Here is a 22,455-nt window from a genome sequence, read left to right as displayed (position 1 = left end):
TTGGGTGACTGACAAATTGATATCCGCATCTTTTTCTTGCTAACGCTGTTACCTTTTAAGCTTGTTTACTAAGGAGGTTCGAGATGGAATTAATTTTTTGGTGGACCATTTTTCCTTATATTTGCGGTGCCATTCTCATCGTTGGGACATTTTATCGCTTTATTTTTCGAGGGAAAAGCTGGTATGCCCCGTCAACAGAAATTTTTGAAAAAAAGTGGCTGCGATTCGGTTCCGTCCTGTTCCATTATGGGATTATTTTTGCCTTTATTGGACATGTAATGGGCGTCTTGATTCCAATTGGGGTCTATGAAGCACTTGGCGTTGGTGAACATCTGTATCATATTGGTGCAATTGCAGGCGGTGGGGTCGCAGGACTAATGGTTGTCATTGGCTTGGTGGTGATGATCATTCGAAAGTTGTCGTTTCCAAAGGTACGCGTACATACGACCTTTGGAGATTATTTCACGATTGTTCTGTTACTCATTATTGCAGCCCTTGGAACCTATATGACACTCATTTATAGTTATACAGTGGTAGCCTATGAGTATCGATTAACTATTGGTCCGTGGTTTAGGAGTTTATTCACTTTCCAGCCGCTTTCTGAGCTCATGTTAGGGATACCAACCCTCTTTAAGGTCCATGTCATTTTGTCATTCTTTTTATTTGCATCCATACCGTTTACACAGCTAGTTCATATGTTTAGTTTTCCAGCACGTTATCCAACAAGGGCACCACAGCAATACCGTTCACGTGATGGGTATGATAAGAGCTGATTTGGTGCCGGACACCATTAGAAACCTACAGAATAATTACCTTTATTGGAATCGCCTTTCTTTCCGTTATAGGATAAGTAATTATCAAGAAGCGGCCTTCACATCATTAATGTGAAGGCTGTTTTACTATCCCTTTATTGCTTATTCAGTGGTAGAATACTTTATTTTGTAAAAGACATATCCAGTGAAGAGAGGAATCAATAAATTTTTTAGTTGATTGTGGTATTGCTGATTTTATAAAAGATTTAACAGCCGCCAGGGATATTTCGCTAATTATTCTTGCTTGGTTAATTGTAGCACTCAGTTTATTGTGGGTGATTTACACCTACAAATGGAACGGCTCCTTTTGATCAAATGAAAAGAAGCATGTTAAACCAAGAAAAAATGGGTGAGTTCCGTACAATTGTAGAATGGGTAGCGGCAAAACTAGGAAAGTACTATCTTCTAGCGAACGAACGAAATACCACAAAAGACTGTTGCGTTTGTGGCCACCAAGAGAAAAAAGACCCGTCTATTCGTCGTTTCGATTGTATGATTTGTGGAACAGAAATGATGAGAGACAGTAATGCCAGTGTGAATATTGGAAAGAAAGTGGGTTTCTCGTTAGATGTTCAAAAATACAAACACAAACTAAAAAACTTTACCCATAAGGGCAAAGTAGTTTACGGACAGTCTATTTATTGGATAGAAAACAAGATATAATGGCCACGCTCAGGCTAGTTAGGAGTGCTCACGGCACGATGGTACTAACTATACTTATGATGACATTGCTTTCCCATTCGAGAGCAGATAGTGCAATTTGCACTTGAAAAGGTGTTGTTCTGCCAACAAGGCTCACATTGATTCACAGTCTTGATTTGGAGAAAAGTTTTTTACTCAGGTGTGACAATTCTTAAATTTTATCTATTTTGGTAGAATTGATAAGAATTGAGTAGTAAATTCGAGCGGCTCCCACTCAAACAATCATTTCGATATCTCATTTGCTATGTTTACACATGTTGCCGCTGCAGATCCTGGCGAGATTACTGCAATTGATACTCACTGGATTTGGCAGGAAGGGACAGAACGGTTAACAAAGGAGCCATTCCAAATTGTTGACGGTGACATTACAGGTCCTAACAAACCAGGTCTAGGCGTTGAAGTGGATATGGATCAAATTATGAAAGCACATGAAATGTATAACAACATGGGACTAGGCTCTCGTGATGATGCAGTCAGAATGCAATTCTTAATTCCAGACTGGAAATTCGATAACAAACGTCCTTGTTTAGTTAGATAAAGTTATTAGGGTGGCTGTATGTAAAGTCACCCTTATCTTTTCATATACAGTTTTTGGTCGGGACAAAGCTAAACACCCATTAAATTCTTAGGATTTAAATAGGTGTTTAGGTACTATTTATTTAATAGTTTTTACTTTAATCGTAAAGGACAGATTACTATGAAGTTTGTGTTAGCGCCTGATTCATTTAAGGAAAGTATGACAGCGAAAAATGCTGCCCTTGCTATGGAGAAAGGAATCCTAAAGGTTTTCCCTGATGCGGAATGCGTAATCGTGCCAATGGCGGACGGTGGGGAAGGAACAGTTGAGTCTCTTGTTAGTATGACTAATGGAGAAATTATCAAAACTGAAGTTCTAGGACCATTAGGAGAGAAAAGATTTGCGGAATTTGGTCTTTTAGGGGAAGGGCAAACTGCTGTTATTGAAATGGCTACAGCGAGTGGATTAGAATTAATCCAACCACAGGATCGCAATCCATTAATCACAACAACCTACGGTACCGGTCAGTTAATTAAAATCTGCCCTAGACAAGGGTGTAACCCGTATCCTTATAGGAATTGGCGGAAGTGCAACCAATGACGGCGGCGTTGGAATGCTTCAAGCTCTTGGAGTTTCATTTAAGGATAAGAACGGTGAAGAACTTGTCTTTGGCGGCGGTGCGTTGGGTCAATTACATTCCATTGATTTGAGTGGATTAGATGACCGAATTAACCAAGTCAAAATTGATGTAGCCTGTGATGTCACGAATCCACTAATTGGAGAAAACGGTGCATCCGCAATCTTTGGCCCACAAAAGGGTGCAACACCTGAAATAGTCCAACTTCTTGATCAAAATTTAGCTCTATACGCTGACTTAATTAAGCAAGACCTCGGAAAGGATATCGCATATACGGAAGGTGCAGGAGCCGCTGGTGGTCTAGGTGCAGGGTTAATGGCATTTCTAAATGCTCATTTAAAAAAGGGCGTCGAACTTGTAATCGAGTATACTGGACTTGAGGAAAGAGTTAAGGGTGCAGACTATGTTTTTACTGGCGAGGGCAGTATTGATGGCCAAACTTTATTTGGGAAGACACCGTTTGGGGTTGCTACCATCGCACAGAAATATTCTATTCCAGTCATTGCATTTGCAGGTAGAATTGGAACGGGTGTCGAGCCATTATTTGATCATGGATTCACTGCAATTATTGGAATTTTAATGGGTGTTACTTCTTTAAATGAAGCACTAGAATCAGGTGAAGCTAATCTTGCTTTCGCAGCAGAAAATATTTGCCGGGTATTAAAAATATAATATTTATCCGAAAAAAGTAGCTGTCGAGTTTTCGACAGCTATTTTTCATATAAATTGTTGCATAATATAGGTATAATATTATTAGTCTTACAAATAAAGACAAAAAATTCAAGGGGCGAAATGATGGTTGGTTCTCCGAAAAAAATAATTGTAGAATCCGTTAATCGAAATACCTTATCGAAGCAGGTTGTTGAAAGTATTATTAACTTATTAATTAGTGGACAATTGAAACCAGGTGATAAATTGCCGACTGAAATGGAACTAATGGAAGTTCTAGATGTCAGCCGGCCAGTGTTACGTGAGGCTTTAAGTTCACTCGATACACTTGGTGTAATAACACGTAAAACCCGTGAAGGAACTTTTTTTAACAATAAAATTGGCAGTCATCCATTTTCAGTCATGTTAGCTCTGGCCCATGATAATTTGCCAGCAATCATCGAGGCACGGATGGCATTAGAACTAGGATTAGTTACGATTGCGGCAGAGAAAATCAATGAGGAACAGCTTACGAAATTAAAAGAGACGATAGATATTATCGCCAACAGCAAAGACAATAACTATGTCGAAGCGGATAAGGAATTTCATCAAACCATTGCCTTAAGTGCAGATAATCCAATTGTCGAAGGTATGATCGATTCATTAATTATCACTTTTAAAAAAATCGATAGCGAAATTATATATCGTGAGCGTGAGCGAACACTCAAAGAACACATTGCTATTTACGAGGCATTGGTAAAAAGGGATCCGTTTGAAGCATTTCATCACATGTTCCTACACCTTGATTCTGTTCGAAAGAAACTATTGAAATAAAACCAATTATTAAGCGGTTTCAGGCAATTTATGTTGGAAAATTCGCAAAATAAATTTTATTGAAAGCGTATGCTATAATGATGGTAAAAACAACAGCAAGGGGTAATCGCTATGTTGAAAGACATTTTTATGGGCTTATCACAAAATCAATTTCTGAATAGTACAGCTAAAAAATACGGCTTAAAATTAGGTGCACAAACTGTCGTAGCTGGTACAAATATTCCTGAAGTGATCCAAAGTATTAAAGATCTGAATGCACATGGAATTTCATGTACTGTCGATAACTTAGGTGAATTCGTTTTTAAAGAAGAAGAGGCCACTGAGGCAAAAGAACAAATACTTAACGTAATCGACGCGATCCATGAGAATAAAGTGAATGCACATATCTCCTTAAAACCGACTCAAATAGGTTTAGATATAGATTATGAATTTTGCTTAAATAATTTAAGAGAAATCGTTGATAAAGCCCATCGATACGATATTTTTGTCAATATTGATATGGAGGACTTCAAACATCTGGAGCCAACATTTAATTTATTGGACGAACTGTCGTTGGAGTATGCTAATGTAGGTACAGTCATTCAGTCCTATTTCCACAACGCACAAGAATACCTTGAAAGATATAAAAATTTCCGGATTCGTCTTGTTAAAGGTGCCTACAAAGAGTCAGCAGAAATTGCCTATCAAGATAAGAAGGATATTGATGCAAACTTTATCAAGATTACCGAATGGCATCTATTAAATGGCAAATTCACTTCGATTGCCACACATGATCATCGAATTATTAATCATGTGAAAGAATTTGTTAAGAAGCACGATATTCCGAATGAGAAATTCGAATTTCAAATGCTTTATGGGTTTAGGAAAGATATGCAGCTGCAACTTGCCAGTGAAGGATACAATTTTTGTACCTATGTTCCTTTCGGCAATGACTGGTATGGGTATTTTATGAGAAGGCTAGCTGAAAGACCACAAAACTTAAATCTTGTCGCTAAACAAGTTTTTAATAAAAAAACGAACACAGTGATTGGTGTAGCAGCAGGGGCATTTCTATTAGGAAGAATGACTAAGGCGGATAAGAAAAAGCGTCGTTAATGACCTAAATTCCAATGATAACTAACTGCAATCCTTCAACCTCCCATTTTAAGCAGATGGGGGGTTTTTGTATGGGTTTAAATTCTGCTAAAAAAGTGCGTAAACAATGGAACCACTTATTTTTGATATGCAGTTGCCTTAGAACATCGGATTTTTTTGGACCAAATCTCCCGGAACAAAAAAAAGGCACCTAGCCTTTGTTAGTTATTTTAGTAACAACAAAGGTATTAGGCACCAGTTTTCACTGCATTATATGAAAAATTGCTGTCATCCCATTGGAAAATACCTTCTTGAAGTTTTATGGTGGCATCAAAAGGGCAAGTAATGGCTAAATCACCATCTGCAGGTGTTTCATAAAGGATGTTATTCTTTTGGTCCATCAATTCTTTTTTTAGACGAAGCATGTCCAGTTTTGAAGCGACACGAAGGATTTTATCAAGAGTTATCTTCTTTTCACTAATGCCATGACTGTTACAAATGCTGGTCTGAAAACTCTTGTTATATTGGATCATCATATGCAAATCATTGATACAGGCTACGCCAAAAACCTCTTTTATTACGTCCTCATAGCGCAGCTGGGTGCCAGTTGCAAATTTAATAATATTCTTTTCAGGATTTTCTAAGAAATAAACCGTTTCAATAAAATTTTCCATATAAACACCCTTTCTATATTTTAAATTCTGTTTCCGAGTCATTAAGTTGATTTTCCAATGAGTCAGTTTTTAAGAAACTTATGGCTATTTGAGTCGATTAGGAGCTACTCCCCTTAGTGTTACTCACTGAAAAATCAGTAGGTTATTTCTATTATAACATATTTTGAATGTGTTTGCTGATTCAACTCGAGATATGTAGATATTTGTCGGAAAACTTATTTCTCACGAACTCAGTGTTCAATTAGCGTTTGTCGTTTTTTAATAGATTATGTTACTGATAAAACTAAGTTTTTTCATAAAATACGACAAAACACGAATGGATATCTTTCCCTTGTAAAATTATAGATTATTTTGTAATTTTTGATATAATAATAGAGTTATATTTTATCAGAAAATCACATACGAGGAGGAAAAATGAGGTTTATTGCTAAAATTACTTTTTATATCATTGTGTTAGGATTATTTTTCCCATTGATTTTTCCAGGAGAAAAGGTGCAAGCAAGTACATGTAAGGGGGTAACACCATTAACTGATCCAGTCGCATTAAGAATGGAGAAGGGGGAAATGGTCATATGGGAAAATATTCACCCAAATCTACTAAAAGCGAAAATTAATTATGAAAAACTCCTGAAAGCAAAAGGCTGGAAGATTCAATACAATTCCGCCTATCGACCATATCAATATCAAAATCACTTTTATGAAATTGTTACTGGCGTTGCGTCAACATGTAAAAGGTCTGAAAAGACCAAACATGGGTTGGGGCCTTTAGTTGCTAAGCCCACTGCCAAAGCGCCTCATACGAAGGGGATAGCATTTGATGCCATTGTTTTTGACAATAAAGGAAAGCCTTTAAATGGATTACACTATGTAAATTCTTCACTTTTAAAGCTAGCAAAGCAAGTTGGCCTTAAATTTATTAGTACTAGCAGGGATGGCGTTCATCATGAATTGATTAATGCCAGTCCGCCGAAAGTCAATGACGTGGTACCTCCAGGTGTACAAACTACATATTTAGTAAAAGGTATGATAACTATCAATCCTAGTCTCGATGTGAGAAACTTCCCATATAATGATTCACCTAAAATAGGTAAGGTCATTTTAAAGGATAGAGTTGAAATTTCTGCAAAGTCTGGTGATTGGTACAAAATTAAATATGGAAAAGGTTTTGGATGGATAAAAAGTGGAAATAAAAATCTCTTTATACTTCCTTTTATGCCGATCTTATCAAATATAAAGATTACATACGATGTTAATTTATATGACCAGCCAAGTCTTTTATTGAAAAATAGCGGTGCGCTTACACCGCAAACTGCAAAGGTTATGAAGAATAGCGGGAAGGGATGGTACATGATTCATACCTCCTTAGGAGCTAAATGGGTATATATTAATCCAAAACCATTGAAATATCTACAAGTAAAAAGTCAAGAAAAATTGTATAGTAAACCATCCATATCGTCTAAGACATACGGGCAGATTACTCCACAAAAAGTAAAGGTCTTGGCTGACCGTGGAGATGGATGGTATCAAATTTCCACTAAAATGGGAGCTAAATGGATTAATTATTAATTTTACACGCTAATTTTTTCTCACCTAATTTGGTGAGTTTTTTTATTTCTATATGTAACCGTCTATATAAAAAATAGTACTGGTAAAACCCTTAGCTACTTGAAAAAGGACGTTATAACAAAAGCAGGTACAATCAACCTAGGATACAGCACTGCCTCCCTTGGAAATGGGAAATACTCTGTAGTGATGGCAGCGACAGACACAAGTAAAAATCGTTCGAGCGTGACAACTACTTTCGTTGTAAAAAAAGTGGTCAAACCAAAAATGGGAAAAGTAACTGTATCACGTCTTAATGTACGTGCAACAACATCAACCAAAAGCAAGGTAATTAGTACTTTAAAGAAAAATCAATCAGTAACCATTGTCTCAACAAAAGGTTCATGGAAAAAAATCAAATTTGGTAAAGCAACAGGTTATGTTTCAAGTAAATATATAAAATAAAAAGGGCAGAGACTTTCTCTCTGCCTTTTTGGTTTATTTAGCATGTGTGATTACACCTTTCAAACTGGAGGGTTCTTTTTCCAAATCTAACAGTTTTTCCTTCATATCTAAACCGCCGCGAAAACCAGTTAACTTCCCGTTCTTACCAATCACACGATGACAAGGAACAGTAATTAATATCGGGTTTGCTCCAATTGCAGCGGCAACGGCACGTACCGATTTAGGTTTCTGCAGGAGTTCCGCGATTTCTGAGTAAGTATGTGTGCATCCATAGGGAATTTCATTTAATACGTTCCAAACAGATTGTTGAAAGGGAGTCCCGTGAAAATCGATTGGAAAGGTAAAAGACGTGCGCTTTCCTTGAAAATATTCGGTGAATTCGTCTACAAAAGGTTGTAATTTACTATCATCACGTTCCAAAAGGTGATGAGGGAGTTTTTTTTGGACCCAAGTCACCAGTTCTTCTAAGTCCTTATGATCGGAACCTACATAACAAAGTCCATCTACCGTTGCTGCGAGATACATTTTCCATGGACCATATATAAACAAACTCCAATAAATTTTCTTTTCCATTGTATAAACCTCCATTCTTTATTCCTTTCGGATCATTTGACGATACTCTGATGAAGTATGGCTGGTTATTTTTTTAAAAAGTGTAGCAAAATGGGCTGGGTGAGGGATACCGACTAACATATTGGTTTATCATCATAGGACGGAACATTTTTGATAATTGCCTGCCATCTTTCTTCTGTTAGACCATTCGTCTCCGTCCGTAACTCCTGTGGTGTTTTTACACTCTTCACCATATCACCTCAGAATCAGTATACCTTTATTAAGAAAGGGAGGTAAGATATTTTGAATATAAAAGCAAGATTACAAAGGTAAATGTAAGCGCTCTAAAATAGTTAAAGAAATATTCACAGGATTTTAAAAGAATTTGTTATAAAATAGAAGTATGTTAAATATTTCACATACTAAATGGTTCATTTAAAAAGGAGTATATCATATGGGATATAGTAAACCCGAAACAATCATTGAAATTACCGTTGAAAATGGAGTAAAAAAATCAAAATACCCTCCTTTACAGACCCTGATATTAGGTTTTGAAGCAGGTGCATTCATTGCTTTAGGTTATTTACTTTTCATCCGTGTCACAGCAACTTTAACAGGAAATTTAGAGGGGTTAAGCAGTTTGATTGGTGCGACTGTCTTCCCAATCGGCCTTATCCTCACCTTGCTTGCAGGTGGTGAGCTATTAACAGGAAATATGATGGCTGTGCCTCTAGCTCGAATGGCGAATAAGATTAGCACTAGACAGGTTGTTTATAATTGGTTTCTTGTTACGGTCAGTAACTTTATCGGGGCCATTTTTGTAGCATACTTTTTTGGACATCTGGTTGGACTTACCGAATCAGGCCCCTTCTTGGAAAGAACGATTAGTATTGCTGACCATAAATTAGAAGCAACCTTTCTCCAAGCCTTCGTTTCGGGGATTGGCTGTAATTGGCTGGTGGCAGCGGCAGTGTGGCTTTGTTATGGAGCAAACGATATGGTCGGAAAAATTGCAGGTATTTGGTTTCCAACAATGGCATTTGTCGCAATCGGATTCCAACACGTTGTAGCGAATATGTTTGTGATTCCTGCAGCGATATTTGCCGGCCATTTTACTTGGCTAGGATATATTGAAAATTTTATCCCTGTCTTTCTAGGCAATGCGGTTGGCGGATCTGTCTTTATCGCACTCGCATATTGGCACTCTTATAAGAAAAATGAACGCACATATTCGGAACCATTAGTGGTTCAACCAATGATGAAAAGCAGCGTAAGATAATTTACAGCTTAAAAAAATTATATATCTTCACTGATTAAGCTCCTTACATCTAAGGGGCTTTTTTGCATATTAATCAATACTTATAAGTCATATTGACATGCAAACGGGAATAAAATCCAAGAATGAATGGACTTCGTTTGGAGGTCAGCATTTACTGCATGAAAATAAAGGATAAGAGGTTGGGGAAATGACAAAGAGCTCGTGGCTAGTATCAATTTTATTAATCTGTAGCTTATTAATTATTGCCGGATGTACAGAAAAAACGAATACAAAAAAGACAGTTGAAGAAAAAGTATCTGAATCAGGACAACAAAAGCCTAATAAAACACCAGAACCACCACAGAAAGAAGAAAAACCAAAACCAATTACGGTAAGTGTCATTGATCCGAATACAAATGCTATTTTGGAAACCTTTTTACCGGTGGAAATGGGTTTTGGAACCGATAATGAAACCTACAAAAAGGAACTTGAAAAATGGGCAAAGGATTTAGCAAGAGGGACGGAAAGTACCAAAGGATATGACCAACGAATGGTTCTTGATAAGATTGGCCCCAATGGTCAAATCATTAAAGGCAAACCTAGAATTATCTTAGAGGAATCAGAGTTAGTTGAAAAGGTCATAACAGCATCGGCAACGGGTGGAGATATTGAACTACCTTTATATGTGACCGAGAGCGGTTATAAGCCTGAGGATGTTGACCAGTTAGGGGAAGTTGTCGTGGCAAGCTTTACAACGAGATTTAATAGCGGAGTTGTAGGCCGTTCAAAGAATATTCAGCTGTCGGCCGAGGCCATTAATAATATCATTGTCGGAGCGGGAGATATTTTCTCATTTAATACCACTGTTGGTCCAAGTGATGCCGCCCATGGATATCAAAAGGCGAAGGAAATTGTAAATAAGCAACTAGTCGACGGTATCGGGGGAGGAATTTGCCAGACGTCATCAACCCTGTTTAATGCAGTGGATCAAGTAGGTGTTAGTTATATTGAAAAACATCACCATTCCTTGTCTGTTGGGTATGTACCTGCTGGCAGAGATGCAACCGTATCTTATGGTGGACCGGACTTTCAATTTCAGAACAACACTGGTGCTCCATTTATTATCAAATCCATCTATAAAAAGGGGACCTTGACCATTGAAGTAAGAACATCAGCAGCCTACCAAAGTCTGATCGCCAAACATTAATAGTGTCAGGCACCAAGCTCCTTTGGTGCCTTTTCTGTATATTCCAAACCTACAATGCGAAAAATACCCTTGGCTCTTTTAGAAAATTGTGGGAGGAATTGTATGAAATTGATTCAGAAGGCGTTTCTTGCCTTAACGATCCTAGCCTTGGTGGGAATAACAGGAAATCAAAGTGCTTCAGCTCGTGCCCTAAGGGATATGGATAATCAAATTCAAACTGTTACAAAGCCTCAAGTTGTAGAGGTTAGCAAACCGAAACCCTCGGAAGGAAAGAATCATGGGTTATCTGAAGAATATCATGGGCATAAATCCAACCGTCCAGAAACGGTCAATCCCAAAAAGGGAAAACCACCGGCCGCAAATAATCGTTTCATTCAAGTTCAGCTTTTAGGTATTAATGACTTGCATGGTCAATTAAATGTGACCCGGAAAGTTAACGGGAAACCGGCTGGTCGGGTCGATTATTTAGCAGCTTATTTAAAACAGCGTGAAGCTGAAAATAAAAATACGCTATTGGTTGAAGATGGAGACATGGTTGGGGCCAGCCCTCCAATTTCGGCCCTTTTACAGGATGAACCGACAATCGAGATCTTGAACAAACTGGGTTTTGACATCGGTACTGTTGGTAATCATGAGTTTGATGAAGGCCTAACGGAACTGATGCGCCTTATAAAAGGGGGAACACATCCGAAAACAGGAAATTTCGCTGGATCAAATTTCCCATGGATTGTTGCCAATGTGGTCAATGAGAAAACAGGAAAAACGATTCTCCCTCCTTATCAAGTGATCAAAGTAAATGGGATGCCCATCGGTTTTATCGGTGTGGTAACTACTGAGACCCCAACACTTGTTGTCCCTAGCGGTGTGGCAGGATTAAAATTCACGGATGAAGTAGAAGCAATTAATCAGAATGTAGCTGAGTTGAAAAAACAAGGGGTAAAAGCGATTGTCGTTTTAGCCCATAACCCAGGTACATCAGGTCCAAACGGAGAAAATCCAAAAGGACAACTTGTCGATATCGCAAACCGGGTCGACGATGAAGTGGATATTATCTTCGGCGGCCATAATCATGCCTATATGAACGCAACGATTGACAATAAACTAGTTGTTCAATCCTATTCCTATGGAACTGCTTTCTCTGATGTTGATCTTGAGATAGATCCTAAAACAAAGGATATTGTCTCAAAAAGAGCTGAGATTGTAACTACCTTTCAAGAAGGAATCGAGCCCGATCCGGAAATAAAGAAAATGATAGAAGGCTATGAAGCAAAAATAGAACCGATTGTTAATCGAGTTGTTGGCTCTTCATCTGAAAGTCTGACGGCAAAGCAAAATGAAAATGGTGAGTCAGTGCTTGGCGATTTCATTGCGGATGCACAAAGGAAAGCGTTGAATACCGAATTAGCCTTTATGAATCCTGGCGGTATTCGAGCCGATATTGACCCTGGCGATATCACCTGGGGAGAAATTTACACAGTTCAGCCCTTTAATAATGATCTTGTCAAAATGTCGATGACGGGACAGCAAATCCGAGAATTGCTCAACCAGCAGTGGGGGGCAACAAAAACGAACATGCTGCAGATTTCTGGCTTAAGCTATACTTGGGATCCAAATAAACCAGCAGGGCAAAGGGTAGTGAGCATCAAGCTTCCAGATGGCACGGAAATGGTTCATAATAAATCCTATTCTGTGACAGCGAATATTTTTCTTTCTGGAGGCGGAGATGGATTTACTGTATTTACTCAAGCTAAAAACAAAGAAGTCGGACCCGTTGACCTTGATGCATTAGTTAACTTCAGTAAAGCCCAGCCAAAACCGTTCACCTATGGCATTCAAAATAGAATACAAAGGGTTCAGTGACATCCTTGGTGTTTTAAAAAATGGGTGTCCGGCACTAATTAGTGCAGGACACCCATTTTTGTTTCCCTATTGTAATGCATCTATTACTAACTCTTTTGCCGGCAGGAAGTCTCCGCCAGTGTCCAAGTAGCGAATGGTTACTTTATCTCCTTCTTTTAAGTAGATAGCTAGCGGGACTCTTTCCGAAGAGATGATAAAGTTTTGGCGATTGTCTAATAAAAAAGAAACAATGATGAAATCTTCTCTTTGTTCTTTATAGACTCTCACCACTGTTCCGCTGATTTGCTTTTCAACCGCTTTAGAACTGCCGTCTACAGTGCCCTTGCCTCTTTGTAGGGCTGTTTTATATTGTTTTAGGGCCTCATTTGGAGTATTGGCGTACACAGAAATTTCTGGATTTGCTGCAGAGACGATAAAGTAATTTTGCAGAAAACCGTTCGAATCCAATACAGACGTTAACCAGCTTGCTTCTCCGTAAAAATTGTAAAGAATCGGCATTTGCCCATGCCATTTCTTTTCAATAAATTTCTTCTCAATGATCTGTAAGGCACCCTGTGAATCCATATAAGATTGCTCTGGATTTCCGGTATAGAAAGTTGCTTTTCCCGTCCTTGAGTTAGTCAACGAGTAACCAAGCATAGAATCTACGCCTTCTTTGGGACTTGTGAAATCAGTAAAATAATACATCTTTCCATTTTCATCAAAGATCGGACTTACATTTGACTCAGTTCCTTCATCAGATGGGAGTTTCACGTCAGATTTTCCGAATTTACTATTCCAAAATCCATGGACGAGGTTCCCATAATAGCTGTTTTGCAGACTAACTGCCTCAGGTGAGACCGCGCCATCAATAAATTCGGGGACATTTGAAATATGATAATCTTTCATTGCGCCACTCTTAGAATCAACTACGACTAGCCCTTTGGCCGTAAATCCATTTCGGGCTGAAATAAATTCACCATAAGTACGGATGTAAAAAGGTTTTCCTTCTTCGTTAATTTCTAATTGAACATCTCCGTAGAAAATCTTCTTGGGATATTGCATGCGAATATGCCGCTCGATTTGTCTATTAAAATAAGAGGAAGGGGTATAAACCATTTCGGCCTTAATAAATTTTGGATTAGCGCTAGAATCCGTTGCACTTAATGAAAAGTAACCAGGAGTTCTTTCGCCTTTCCACCATTTAAAAAATCCAGAAAATTCAACGGGAGCAATATATACATAATCACCGTTCAGTTTTTGAATCTGAAGATTTCCAAGCTCAAAGTAGCTTGTGTTCGGTACTTGCCCAAAAGCCTTTTTCATTTTGTTACGTGCAAACTGCGGTGGAACGCTAGCTGGTGTTTCCTTCTCATCAAAGGTCTGAATCTCTACCTTTGCATCCATCTTTGCTACTTGATATTTTTCATCGGCATTAAAAATGAAGGCGGTTAAGAAATAAATTCCTAGACCTAGACTTGCTAGAAAGAGAAGTCCTTTAATCTTTCTTTCTGTGCCTTTGGCAAGAACTGCTCCTCCTACAGTTAGGAAGATTGCTAACGGCCATAAAGAAGTGAAGTTTCTATCAAAATTACTAAAATAAAAGAATGAAAACACTGGAAGCATAAGAAAAACCATAACAGCAATGAAGACGCCGATTTTTTGTTTTTTATCAACTTTTTTATTTGCCTCTTCATGTTTAAAAATGGGTATTAAAACAAGTGCTGAAGCTATTCCAATGATCATCGTAAATAGAAAAATGTTCCCCATAAAATTGCCCCTTTTCACCTTGGACTTTCTTAATATACGGAAACTAAACCAGATAGGTTTCATTTTTATTTAATAATAGACTTGAATTATTTTGGTGACTATACTATTATTTAAATTAATTGATTCACTATATATTGTTTCAATAAATAATAATCAAACTATATATTGTGTTAGCCTTAAGAGACGATGCCATTGTGGCTTAATAGGGAATCTGGTGTAAATCCAGAACTGCCCCCGCAACTGTAAATGCTGACGAAATGAGCAAACCACTGTATAAGAAATGTCTAATATATTAGGCAATTATATGGGAAGGGTTCAAAGTAGGATGAAGCATGAGTCAGGAGACCTGTCTTTCTTAAGTTGTTTCAACTTCTTCGGGGATTGAGAAGATGAACGGTGGCGACAGGAGGCATTGGATACTTTTATTTTAGTCCTTTTGTAGTGTTATCGTTTCATCCGCTCAATTCCCCTTGAGCGGATTTTTTTATTATAGGGGGAAATGAAATGGTAACAAAGGAGCTTCAAGTTGATTTCAATTATGTTTTAGAATCTATTAATCAAGTTACAGAAAAATATCAGATGGATACAACTGAGCTTAAAAACCGTATAAGCGAACTGGAAGTAACAGAGGTGGAAGCAAACCAACAAGCTTTAGTCTATGCAATAAATCAAGTGGCAATGGACCAACCGAATTGGACATTTGTCGCTGCCCGTTTATATCTGAATGAATTATATGGAAAATCTGCAAAAAGTCGAGGCAATAATCGTTCTTTAAAATATGGAGACTTTTATAGATTAATAAAAGAATTGACTGATAAAGGTATATATTCTAATGATCTCCTAAGTTTATATAGTAAAGATGAAATCGATCAACTAGCAAAAGAGATAAATCCAGATAAAGATTTATTATTTAATTACATAGGGTTATTTTTACTAGCGGATCGTTATCTTGCTCAAGATCATAATAGAAACGTATATGAACTCCCGCAGGAGCGGTTCATGGTTATTGCCATGACGATTATGAAGGATGAAAAGGAGTCCATCCGCTTACAGCTTGTAAAGGAAGCATATTGGGCACTAAGTAATTTATTTATGACAGTTGCTACCCCTACTTTAGCGAATGCGGGCAAAAGCTTTGGGCAGCTTTCCTCCTGCTTTATTGATACAGTAGACGATTCCCTTGATAGCATTTATTTAAATAATTGGGATATTGCTCGGCTAAGTAAGGATGGCGGAGGTATTGGGATCTATTATGGTAAAATTCGTGCCCTAGGTTCCGATATTAAGAAATTTAAAGGAAACTCCTCTGGAATTGTACCATGGATTAAATTGCTAAATAATACAGCTGTCAGTGTCGATCAGTTAGGTCAACGGCAAGGTGCCATTGCTGTTTATCTAGATTTGTTTCATAAAGATATCATGAACGGATTTCTCGATTTGAAAACCAATAATGGAGATGAACGTCGTAAAGCCCATGACATTTTCACGGGTGTCACCATACCAGACCTATTTATGAAAAAATTAGAAGAGAAAGATGAGGATGGAAGAAGTATCGGGCAGTGGCATACATTTTGTCCCCATCAAGTAAAACAATTTATGGGCTGGAAGGATGAAAAAGGGAACCTTCTCGGACTTGAGGATTTTTATGATGAAACGGATGTTAAATACTTTACCGAGAAATATGAAGAGGCCGCAGGTAACCAGCTTCTTCCTCGTAAAACCTACCGTGCAATGGATATTATGACACGAATAATGGTTGCTCAATTAGAAACAGGAACACCATACATGTTCTATCGTGATGAAGTAAACAGGCAAAATCCAAATAAGCATGTATTAGGCAAGGGCCGTACAACTATTTTCTGCAGTAACCTATGTACAGAAATTGCTCAAAATATGTCAGCTACGACCATAGTTAACGAATACCAAAATGAAGATGGCAATCTCGTGATTGTTCGTAAACCAGGTGATTTCGTTGTTTGTAATTTATCTTCTATTAATTTGGCAAAAGCAGTTCCTGCAGATGTTTTAGAGCGTTTAATTAGGATCCAAGTAAGAATGCTCGATAACGTGATTGATTTAAATACAATCTCAGTTGGACAGGCTCAACTAACAAATACAAAGTACAGAGCCGTGGGTCTTGGTACATTTGGCTGGCACCACCTTTTAGCACTTAAAGGTATATATTGGGAATCTGAAAAGGCTGTTACGTATGCGGATCGCTTGTATGAAGATATCGCCTTTTATACCATTCGTTCTTCAATGGAACTAGCCAAGGAGAAAGGGTCTTATAGTCTATTTAAAGATTCAGAATGGCATACTGGGAGCTATTTTGATCGGAAAAATTACCAAACGAAAAGATGGATTGAACTAAAAAGGGATGTCGTCAATCATGGTATTCGAAATGGTTGGTTAATGGCTATCGCTCCCAACTCATCAACAGCGAAAATAGGAGGTTCCACTGATGGAATAGATCCTATCTATTCTGTTGAATATGCAGAGGAAAAGAAGAATTTTAAATTTAAAGTAACGGCACCTGATTTAGATCATATTACGTACGAATTTTATCGCCGGTCCAGACATGAATTAGATCAAGTTTGGAGTATTAAACAGAATGCGGCACGAGGGCGTCACATTGATCAAGGCATTAGCTTTAATTTATATGTTAGGCACGATATAAAAGCAAAGGACTTGCTCAACCTGCATATGGAAGCTTGGAAGCAAGGATTAAAGACAACGTACTATGTAAGAAGCACATCTCAAACGGAAATTGACGAATGTGAGGCTTGCCATAGCTAACACCTTTTTAGAATAGATTGGAGAAGATTATTTTATGGATATTCATTTACCGCTATCAAGAATAAAACTGTTAAACCCTGAGTTTCCCAATAAATCAACCGGTATTATCAACGGAAAATCATCAGGCTTGCTCAACTGGAATGATATTGCCTATCCTCAGATATACGATTTATATCAAACTTTATTGTCAAACTTTTGGAAAGCTCAAGAGATTAATATGCAAGATGATATAAAGCAATGGGACTTTCTAAGTTCAACGGAGAAAGATGTCTTTTTACGAATAAATACACAACTTGCTTGTTTAGATAGCCTGCAGACCCCTACCATGTGTCAAGTGATGGATTATGTGTCGGATTCTAGCTTTAAAGCAATATTTGCCGTCATCGCTCAGCAGGAAGCAGTTCATAATGAATCCTATTCCTATATATTAAGTTCTCTTGTCCCCTTAAATGAACAAAAGGATTGGTTCAATCAAGCCAAAAATGATCCAATCGTTCAAAAAAGAAACCAACTGATATTAGATGCATATGAATGTTTCCGTGAGAATCCTACACCACAAAATTTATTTCAACTAGGTGTGAATTCTATTAATCTAGAGGGTATATATTTTTATGCTGGGTTTGCTTTTTTCTATCATCTTGCCCGCCAGCAAAAAATGCTTAAGTCTAGTACAATGATTAGCTATATACAACGGGATGAAATGCAGCATGCGTATTTCATGGCACAGTTTCTACGAATACTTTTAACAGAAAATCCGGATTTACATACAGAGGCTAACATTGATTATGTGTATAAAGTGGTTGGACAAGCTGTTCGACTTGAAAAAGAGTGGGCACATATGATTTTGAAGGATATAGATGGTATTGAATTGAGCGAGTACGAAAAATACACCGAATATCTTGCTAATAAGCGGCTTCGACAGCTAGGTTTACAGAACTTATATAAAGAAAGAGTAAACCCTATGCCTTGGATCCATGTTTTCAGTGATGAAATGATGAATGGAACAAAATCCGATTTTTTTGAACAGAAGTCAAGAAGCTATGCAAAGGTAACACAATCAAACGGTTTCGATGAATTATGAAAATTGCCATCGTATATTCTTCCAAAACAGGAAATACTGAAGAATTAGCTCAACTAATTTTCCATTTATTTTTAAAGAAGAATGTAATGGTTTCTCTCTTTCGGATCGAGCAATTTCGAGTTAGGGATTTATCCCAATTTGAGGCTGTTGTAATCGGAACCTATACTTGGGGAAATGGCGAAATTCCTCAAGAAATGATGGAGCTATATCGTGCATTCGAAACTCAGGACGTAAAAAAGGTACTGACAGGTGTAATCGGCACAGGGGATAGTGGTTACCCGAAGTTTTGTGGAGCTGTTGATGAATTTAAGGATATGCTTTACGTACACACAAATTTAAGTGCCACCCTAAAAATCGAGGTTAGCCTCCAAATGAAGGATATTGATCGGTGTAGTAGATTCGTGACTATCTTTTTGGATCAATTAAGCCGGAAGCAGGGTATAGGGTAATTGCAGAGGAGGTTTGGAATTAGTAGTCTAATTGTTTTTTTTTGCTCCATATTGAGTCTATTTGTTATTACTACCGAAATATTCAGAAGAAAACCCTTGCATCACAAGGGTTTTTTCTTTTCTGAATTATGTGAAATATTTGGATTTTCTAATATTTTGTCTATTGATTGACCAGGGAATTTTAACAATGTTATCATGTCTATGAAAGCGTTTTCGGTGAAGGGGGAGAAATTAATGGAAGATAAAGTTTTAAAAGCAATTCAGGATGATTATCCGGATGATTTCGCCTGGTGTTATGGCTGTGGTCGATTGAACGAAGGGGGACATCATTTTCGAACTGGCTGGCAGGGTGAACAAACAGTAACTATATTCACACCAGAAGCAGAGCATCTAGCACTTCCAGGTTTTGTTTATGGTGGAATTGTTGCCTCTTTAATAGATTGTCATGGAACAGGGTCTGCTGCATTGGCGCTTCATCGAAAAAATGGACATGAAGCTGGTGATGGAGAGGAGCCCCCAAGATTCGTAACGGCTTCATTAAATGTGAACTTTCTCAAGCCCACTCCACATGGTATACCATTAAAAGCAATCGGAACTGTCCATGAAATACACCCTAAAAAGTTTAAGGTTGAGACAGAAGTTTATGCGAATGATATTCTCTGTGCTCGTGGAGAGGTCGTCGTTGTTGTCATGCCTAAATCCTTTCTTAAATAGGCATTAAATATTCAGTTTTAGCCGGTCCTACTATTGGGAATCGGCTTTTTTTGCTTTATGAAGGTAACTCGAAATAAAAGTAAGTTATTCTACCATGTATTAAATCAAATTTTATAAATCTATGTTAGATACCATTCCACATTTACAGAAAAACTCAAAAAGGTATGCGATACTGACTTTAGAGAAATAAATTGTGACCACATTTGTTAAAAAATAATGGGGCATTAATCTTAATGTAGGGGGTTGGAGCCGAATGGTTCGTACTATTGCTCAGTTTCTCACAATCTTAGTTATATATTTGATTGGAACAAGACTCGTTACTTGGCTTGATCTTCCTGTCCCTGGAAGTATTATCGGAATGGCGCTCTTATTCATTGCATTAATGTCAGGTGCTTGTAAGCTCAAATGGGTCGAAGCAGCCGCCCAGCTGCATATCAAACATATAACTCTTCTATTTATTCCATTTATCGTAGGTGTTTGGCATTTTGCAGGGATTTTTAGAGTAGAAGGAATAAAATTAGCAATCATCCTAGCAGCAAGCAGCCTGGTTGTCCTACTTGTTACAGCTTTTATTGCTGAGTATTTAGAAACTAAAAGAAAAAGGAGTAAACAAAATGGGAACAATGATTTCTAATATATTGTTATGTACCTGCATTACTGTTATGAGTTATGCAGTAGGAAATAAGGTGTTTAAAACTTATAACAAGTCATGGTTAAATCCGTTATATACTGTAACAGTGTTCATCATTGGTTTATTGACGCTTTCTCATATACATGTTGCCCAATATTCTTCTGGAACAGGTATATTTTCACTTTTATTAGGAACTGCTACTGTGTCCCTTGCTGTTCCCTTATATAGAAATGTAAGCATTATTAGAAAAAATTTCGTAATTATTTTCTGGGCGGTTATGCCAGGCACATTAACTGGTGTAATTTCAATTGTCTTGTTGACGAAGTATTTGCACATGAATAAGGAAATTATGTTGTCGCTAATTCCAAAATCGGTCACTGCTCCCATTGCCTTATCAGTATCCCAGTCATTAGGGGGGATACCGTCATTAACGATTTTGTTTGTTTGTATTTCTGCGGTTTTTTCTTTAATGGTTGGGCCATTTCTTTTAAATATTACACGGATTAGAAGCAGAATTGCTAAGGGATTAGCGTTAGGAACCTCAGCCCAGGCAATCGGTGCCAACCGTGCATTTGAATGGGGAGAAATAGAAGGGGTCATGGGGAGCATAGCGATGATTACTTCCGCATTGATCATGTCTATTATGATACCCCTATTATTGCAGCTTTCCCTTTCTTAAACTAACTCTAAATACTAATTAATAAATTCATTACCGACATCTTAAATAATTTTAATGAAAATGATATATTTCTATCTGAAACCAAAAATACCCATCCGTCGTCAAATTAAATAGTAGCAGATAAATAAGGAGGCGAACGGGTGGAGGGTATTAGAAAAATGGCCGTTATCCTAGTGAGTGTTTTGGTCATAGGATTTGGTCTAGTTGTCAGCAGATTTGGTTCTGCGCTTTTTCAGGAGGGAAATCCAATACCATTAATTGTTTCTGCAATGAAGCTTCACTTATGCGATTCAGAATTTGAGCTGTTCTCAAAAACAGATAAACGAAGCAGATACTTATCCGAAAGTAGTCAAGATAGCAGCTATAATGTTGTGAAAAAATATATGAAATCAAAAGGATGGAAGTTTCAAGAACAAATGGGTTTAGGGTTAATATTTACAAAAAATGGTGAAGATGCAATCGTGGTGGTAAAACAATATTCAAGGAATTACTTTATTTGGGAAATTCAGCAACGCTTTTCAAATAATAAAAGCCTTACCTACACAAAACAAACCCCTAATCCTTGGATTAGGGGTTTGTTTCTTCCGACTCTGTCACACTATAAAAAGACTCGATCAATTCATTAAGCTGCCCTAGTTCTTTTTTCCAAAGTGATTCGGGGTTTTGCTTTAATGATAATAGGGCACTTTGAATAAGAAACTTTCTTGGTGATTTTGTATGGATGATTTCTTCTTGAATAAAATCCAGAAGTTCATTGTATTTGCTTTGTTCTTCTACATCTTGAATGCTTTTCGTTATCGATGCCCTTAACGTTACCGCCATTTTCATCAACTGGGTGATAATCTCGAGATTGTTTTTTTGGCAGCCAGGGACCCATTTTTCTAAAGTATTTGGTTCTATTAATTGATCCCCTGATTCAGAAACCTCATCAACTATTTTAACCAATCGCGCCACGCTGTAGCGGACAACACTGCTTACTTTTTCTCCAGATTCATGGGCCATTCTATTGTATTGAACATTATATTGTAATATCCCTTGAAACATAATCGCACAATCTAATAGGAATGGTTTTTTCTCTTCGCCGAAGATGTCGATAAACCGATTGTAATACCAACGAAGTGAATTTAAACGAAGTCGTTGGATAAATTGTTTGAGGTCGGCATCATTAGAGGACAATACTTCCTCGTAAAGGGCAATTAGTTTATTTTTCCTATTAGAAATCATTTGCAGTTCCACTTGCTTAATGAAAATTTCTATACTGGAAGGGTTTTGACCAATTAATAAATCGTTTCGATCCTTTTCGAGCCTCTTAAAAATTGTTTTATAAATCGCGATTAATAATTCGCTTTTCGATGAAAAATAATTATAAAACGTTCCTTTAGAAATCCCGCTATAGTCTAAAATATCTTGAATAGATGTTGCTTGGAATCCTTTTTCGATGAATAATTGATGAGCCATATTTACTACATGCTGCTTTCGGTCATTCATAAAATCACCTTTATTTCCATTTGTACTATTAGTATAAAAATATAGTACATTATTTAAAGCATTATTACAAACCCATAATTTTGCAG

Annotated in this window: 20 protein-coding genes, 2 pseudogenes and 1 riboswitch; of the genes and pseudogenes, 18 read left to right on the top strand and 4 right to left on the bottom strand. The window is 37.4% G+C overall.

Going from position 1 to position 22,455, the window contains the following annotated elements; genetic code table 11:
• Window positions 1-83 precede the first annotated feature (83 nt).
• From narI to CCK98_RS18440, 6 genes and pseudogenes are all read left to right on the top strand, one after another.
• On the top strand, window positions 84-773 hold the full coding sequence (narI, locus tag CCK98_RS18465; protein WP_088087906.1) for a respiratory nitrate reductase subunit gamma: 690 nt from the start codon (window positions 84-86) through the stop codon (window positions 771-773).
• Between the two features lie 366 nt (window positions 774-1,139).
• Window positions 1,140-1,475, top strand: a complete 336-nt coding sequence (locus CCK98_RS18460) for a zinc ribbon domain-containing protein (protein ID WP_179195854.1) — start codon at window positions 1,140-1,142, stop codon at window positions 1,473-1,475.
• A 244-nt stretch (window positions 1,476-1,719) separates the two neighbouring features.
• A pseudogene (locus CCK98_RS18455) lies at window positions 1,720-2,052 on the top strand (enolase C-terminal domain-like protein); the annotation flags it as partial.
• Between the two features lie 159 nt (window positions 2,053-2,211).
• Window positions 2,212-3,340, top strand: a pseudogene (locus CCK98_RS18450) (glycerate kinase).
• 123 nt (window positions 3,341-3,463) lie between these two features.
• On the top strand, window positions 3,464-4,150 hold the full coding sequence (locus tag CCK98_RS18445; RefSeq protein WP_088087903.1) for a FadR/GntR family transcriptional regulator: 687 nt from the start codon (window positions 3,464-3,466) through the stop codon (window positions 4,148-4,150).
• A 111-nt stretch (window positions 4,151-4,261) separates the two neighbouring features.
• A complete protein-coding gene (locus CCK98_RS18440; RefSeq protein WP_088087902.1) occupies window positions 4,262-5,245 on the top strand; it encodes a proline dehydrogenase family protein in 984 nt (327 codons plus the stop codon).
• Between the two features lie 227 nt (window positions 5,246-5,472).
• Here CCK98_RS18440 and CCK98_RS18435 read toward each other — a convergent pair whose 3' ends face one another.
• On the bottom strand, window positions 5,473-5,898 hold the full coding sequence (locus CCK98_RS18435) for a hypothetical protein (RefSeq protein ID WP_088087901.1): 426 nt from the start codon (window positions 5,896-5,898) through the stop codon (window positions 5,473-5,475).
• A 414-nt stretch (window positions 5,899-6,312) separates the two neighbouring features.
• On the opposite strand from CCK98_RS18435, the gene CCK98_RS18430 reads away from it, so the two are divergent.
• Together CCK98_RS18430 and CCK98_RS18425 are read left to right on the top strand one after the other, a co-directional pair.
• Window positions 6,313-7,464, top strand: a complete 1,152-nt coding sequence (locus CCK98_RS18430) for an SH3 domain-containing protein (RefSeq protein WP_088087900.1) — start codon at window positions 6,313-6,315, stop codon at window positions 7,462-7,464.
• A gap of 99 nt (window positions 7,465-7,563) precedes the next feature.
• Complete coding sequence (locus CCK98_RS18425; protein WP_088087899.1) at window positions 7,564-7,905, top strand: SH3 domain-containing protein; 342 nt, start codon at window positions 7,564-7,566, stop codon at window positions 7,903-7,905.
• A 33-nt stretch (window positions 7,906-7,938) separates the two neighbouring features.
• Here the strand turns inward: CCK98_RS18425 and CCK98_RS18420 are convergent, their stop codons facing one another.
• On the bottom strand, window positions 7,939-8,478 hold the full coding sequence (locus CCK98_RS18420) for a methylated-DNA--[protein]-cysteine S-methyltransferase (protein WP_256942396.1): 540 nt from the start codon (window positions 8,476-8,478) through the stop codon (window positions 7,939-7,941).
• Between the two features lie 433 nt (window positions 8,479-8,911).
• Between CCK98_RS18420 and CCK98_RS18415 the strand changes: the two genes are divergently transcribed.
• From CCK98_RS18415 to CCK98_RS18405, 3 genes are all read left to right on the top strand, one after another.
• Complete coding sequence (locus CCK98_RS18415) at window positions 8,912-9,736, top strand: formate/nitrite transporter family protein (RefSeq protein WP_088087897.1); 825 nt, start codon at window positions 8,912-8,914, stop codon at window positions 9,734-9,736.
• 187 nt (window positions 9,737-9,923) lie between these two features.
• Complete coding sequence (locus CCK98_RS18410; RefSeq protein ID WP_088087896.1) at window positions 9,924-10,922, top strand: VanW family protein; 999 nt, start codon at window positions 9,924-9,926, stop codon at window positions 10,920-10,922.
• 102 nt (window positions 10,923-11,024) lie between these two features.
• Window positions 11,025-12,782 (top strand): bifunctional UDP-sugar hydrolase/5'-nucleotidase, encoded by a 1,758-nt coding sequence (locus CCK98_RS18405; protein ID WP_256942395.1) that lies wholly within the window; start codon window positions 11,025-11,027, stop codon window positions 12,780-12,782.
• Between the two features lie 66 nt (window positions 12,783-12,848).
• On the opposite strand, the gene CCK98_RS18400 is transcribed toward CCK98_RS18405, so the two are convergent.
• Entirely contained in the window at window positions 12,849-14,531 is a 1,683-nt protein-coding gene (locus CCK98_RS18400) for a hypothetical protein (RefSeq protein ID WP_088087895.1), read from the bottom strand.
• A gap of 167 nt (window positions 14,532-14,698) precedes the next feature.
• A riboswitch (cobalamin riboswitch) is annotated at window positions 14,699-14,900 on the top strand.
• Window positions 14,901-15,035: 135 nt separating this feature from the next.
• Between CCK98_RS18400 and CCK98_RS18395 the strand changes: the two genes are divergently transcribed.
• From CCK98_RS18395 to CCK98_RS18365, 7 genes are all read left to right on the top strand, one after another.
• Window positions 15,036-17,327: a ribonucleoside-diphosphate reductase subunit alpha gene (locus CCK98_RS18395; protein ID WP_088087894.1), complete on the top strand. Its 2,292-nt coding sequence runs from the start codon at window positions 15,036-15,038 to the stop codon at window positions 17,325-17,327.
• Between the two features lie 34 nt (window positions 17,328-17,361).
• On the top strand, window positions 17,362-18,408 hold the full coding sequence (locus CCK98_RS18390; protein WP_088087893.1) for a ribonucleotide-diphosphate reductase subunit beta: 1,047 nt from the start codon (window positions 17,362-17,364) through the stop codon (window positions 18,406-18,408).
• Window positions 18,405-18,857 carry a flavodoxin domain-containing protein gene (locus tag CCK98_RS18385; RefSeq protein ID WP_088087892.1) on the top strand — a complete coding sequence of 151 codons (453 nt, stop codon included), beginning with the start codon at window positions 18,405-18,407 and terminating at the stop codon, window positions 18,855-18,857. Before CCK98_RS18390 ends, CCK98_RS18385 begins: the two co-directional genes overlap by 4 nt.
• A 234-nt stretch (window positions 18,858-19,091) precedes the next feature.
• Window positions 19,092-19,571, top strand: coding sequence for a PaaI family thioesterase (locus CCK98_RS18380; RefSeq protein WP_088087891.1), 480 nt, complete (start codon window positions 19,092-19,094; stop codon window positions 19,569-19,571).
• Between the two features lie 253 nt (window positions 19,572-19,824).
• Window positions 19,825-20,205 (top strand): CidA/LrgA family protein, encoded by a 381-nt coding sequence (locus CCK98_RS18375; RefSeq protein WP_088087890.1) that lies wholly within the window; start codon window positions 19,825-19,827, stop codon window positions 20,203-20,205.
• The gene (locus CCK98_RS18370; protein ID WP_088087889.1) at window positions 20,186-20,881 is read left to right on the top strand and encodes an LrgB family protein; all 696 of its coding nucleotides are present in this window, start codon (window positions 20,186-20,188) and stop codon (window positions 20,879-20,881) included. Before CCK98_RS18375 ends, CCK98_RS18370 begins: the two co-directional genes overlap by 20 nt.
• Window positions 20,882-21,021: 140 nt before the next feature.
• Window positions 21,022-21,507 (top strand): hypothetical protein, encoded by a 486-nt coding sequence (locus tag CCK98_RS18365; protein WP_088087888.1) that lies wholly within the window; start codon window positions 21,022-21,024, stop codon window positions 21,505-21,507.
• Here the strand turns inward: CCK98_RS18365 and CCK98_RS18360 are convergent.
• Window positions 21,449-22,369: a TetR/AcrR family transcriptional regulator gene (locus tag CCK98_RS18360; protein WP_088090459.1), complete on the bottom strand. Its 921-nt coding sequence runs from the start codon at window positions 22,367-22,369 to the stop codon at window positions 21,449-21,451. The two genes, CCK98_RS18365 and CCK98_RS18360, sit on opposite strands and share 59 nt — an antisense overlap.
• Window positions 22,370-22,455 lie beyond the last annotated feature (86 nt).

This window comes from Bacillus sp. OV166, assembly GCF_900177675.1.
GTDB lineage: Bacteria > Bacillota > Bacilli > Bacillales > Cytobacillaceae > Neobacillus.
This window is presented reverse-complemented; position numbering and strand designations above follow the sequence as displayed.

What these genes read in the sequence shown, in the direction of transcription:
- CCK98_RS18410 (WP_088087896.1), top strand. Translation starts at nt 9,924, where the DNA reads ATGACAAAGAGCTCGTGGCTAGTATCAATTTTATTAATCTGTAGCTTA.
- CCK98_RS18430 (WP_088087900.1), top strand. Translation starts at nt 6,313, where the DNA reads ATGAGGTTTATTGCTAAAATTACTTTTTATATCATTGTGTTAGGATTA.
- CCK98_RS18380 (WP_088087891.1), top strand. Translation starts at nt 19,092, where the DNA reads ATGGAAGATAAAGTTTTAAAAGCAATTCAGGATGATTATCCGGATGAT.
- CCK98_RS18395 (WP_088087894.1), top strand. Translation starts at nt 15,036, where the DNA reads ATGGTAACAAAGGAGCTTCAAGTTGATTTCAATTATGTTTTAGAATCT.
- CCK98_RS18420 (WP_256942396.1), bottom strand. Translation starts at nt 8,478, where the DNA reads ATGGAAAAGAAAATTTATTGGAGTTTGTTTATATATGGTCCATGGAAA.
- CCK98_RS18405 (WP_256942395.1), top strand. Translation starts at nt 11,025, where the DNA reads ATGAAATTGATTCAGAAGGCGTTTCTTGCCTTAACGATCCTAGCCTTG.
- CCK98_RS18385 (WP_088087892.1), top strand. Translation starts at nt 18,405, where the DNA reads ATGAAAATTGCCATCGTATATTCTTCCAAAACAGGAAATACTGAAGAA.
- CCK98_RS18445 (WP_088087903.1), top strand. Translation starts at nt 3,464, where the DNA reads ATGGTTGGTTCTCCGAAAAAAATAATTGTAGAATCCGTTAATCGAAAT.
- CCK98_RS18375 (WP_088087890.1), top strand. Translation starts at nt 19,825, where the DNA reads ATGGTTCGTACTATTGCTCAGTTTCTCACAATCTTAGTTATATATTTG.
- CCK98_RS18440 (WP_088087902.1), top strand. Translation starts at nt 4,262, where the DNA reads ATGTTGAAAGACATTTTTATGGGCTTATCACAAAATCAATTTCTGAAT.
- CCK98_RS18370 (WP_088087889.1), top strand. Translation starts at nt 20,186, where the DNA reads ATGGGAACAATGATTTCTAATATATTGTTATGTACCTGCATTACTGTT.
- CCK98_RS18400 (WP_088087895.1), bottom strand. Translation starts at nt 14,531, where the DNA reads ATGGGGAACATTTTTCTATTTACGATGATCATTGGAATAGCTTCAGCA.
- CCK98_RS18415 (WP_088087897.1), top strand. Translation starts at nt 8,912, where the DNA reads ATGGGATATAGTAAACCCGAAACAATCATTGAAATTACCGTTGAAAAT.
- CCK98_RS18460 (WP_179195854.1), top strand. Translation starts at nt 1,140, where the DNA reads ATGTTAAACCAAGAAAAAATGGGTGAGTTCCGTACAATTGTAGAATGG.
- CCK98_RS18435 (WP_088087901.1), bottom strand. Translation starts at nt 5,898, where the DNA reads ATGGAAAATTTTATTGAAACGGTTTATTTCTTAGAAAATCCTGAAAAG.
- CCK98_RS18390 (WP_088087893.1), top strand. Translation starts at nt 17,362, where the DNA reads ATGGATATTCATTTACCGCTATCAAGAATAAAACTGTTAAACCCTGAG.
- CCK98_RS18360 (WP_088090459.1), bottom strand. Translation starts at nt 22,369, where the DNA reads ATGAATGACCGAAAGCAGCATGTAGTAAATATGGCTCATCAATTATTC.
- narI (WP_088087906.1), top strand. Translation starts at nt 84, where the DNA reads ATGGAATTAATTTTTTGGTGGACCATTTTTCCTTATATTTGCGGTGCC.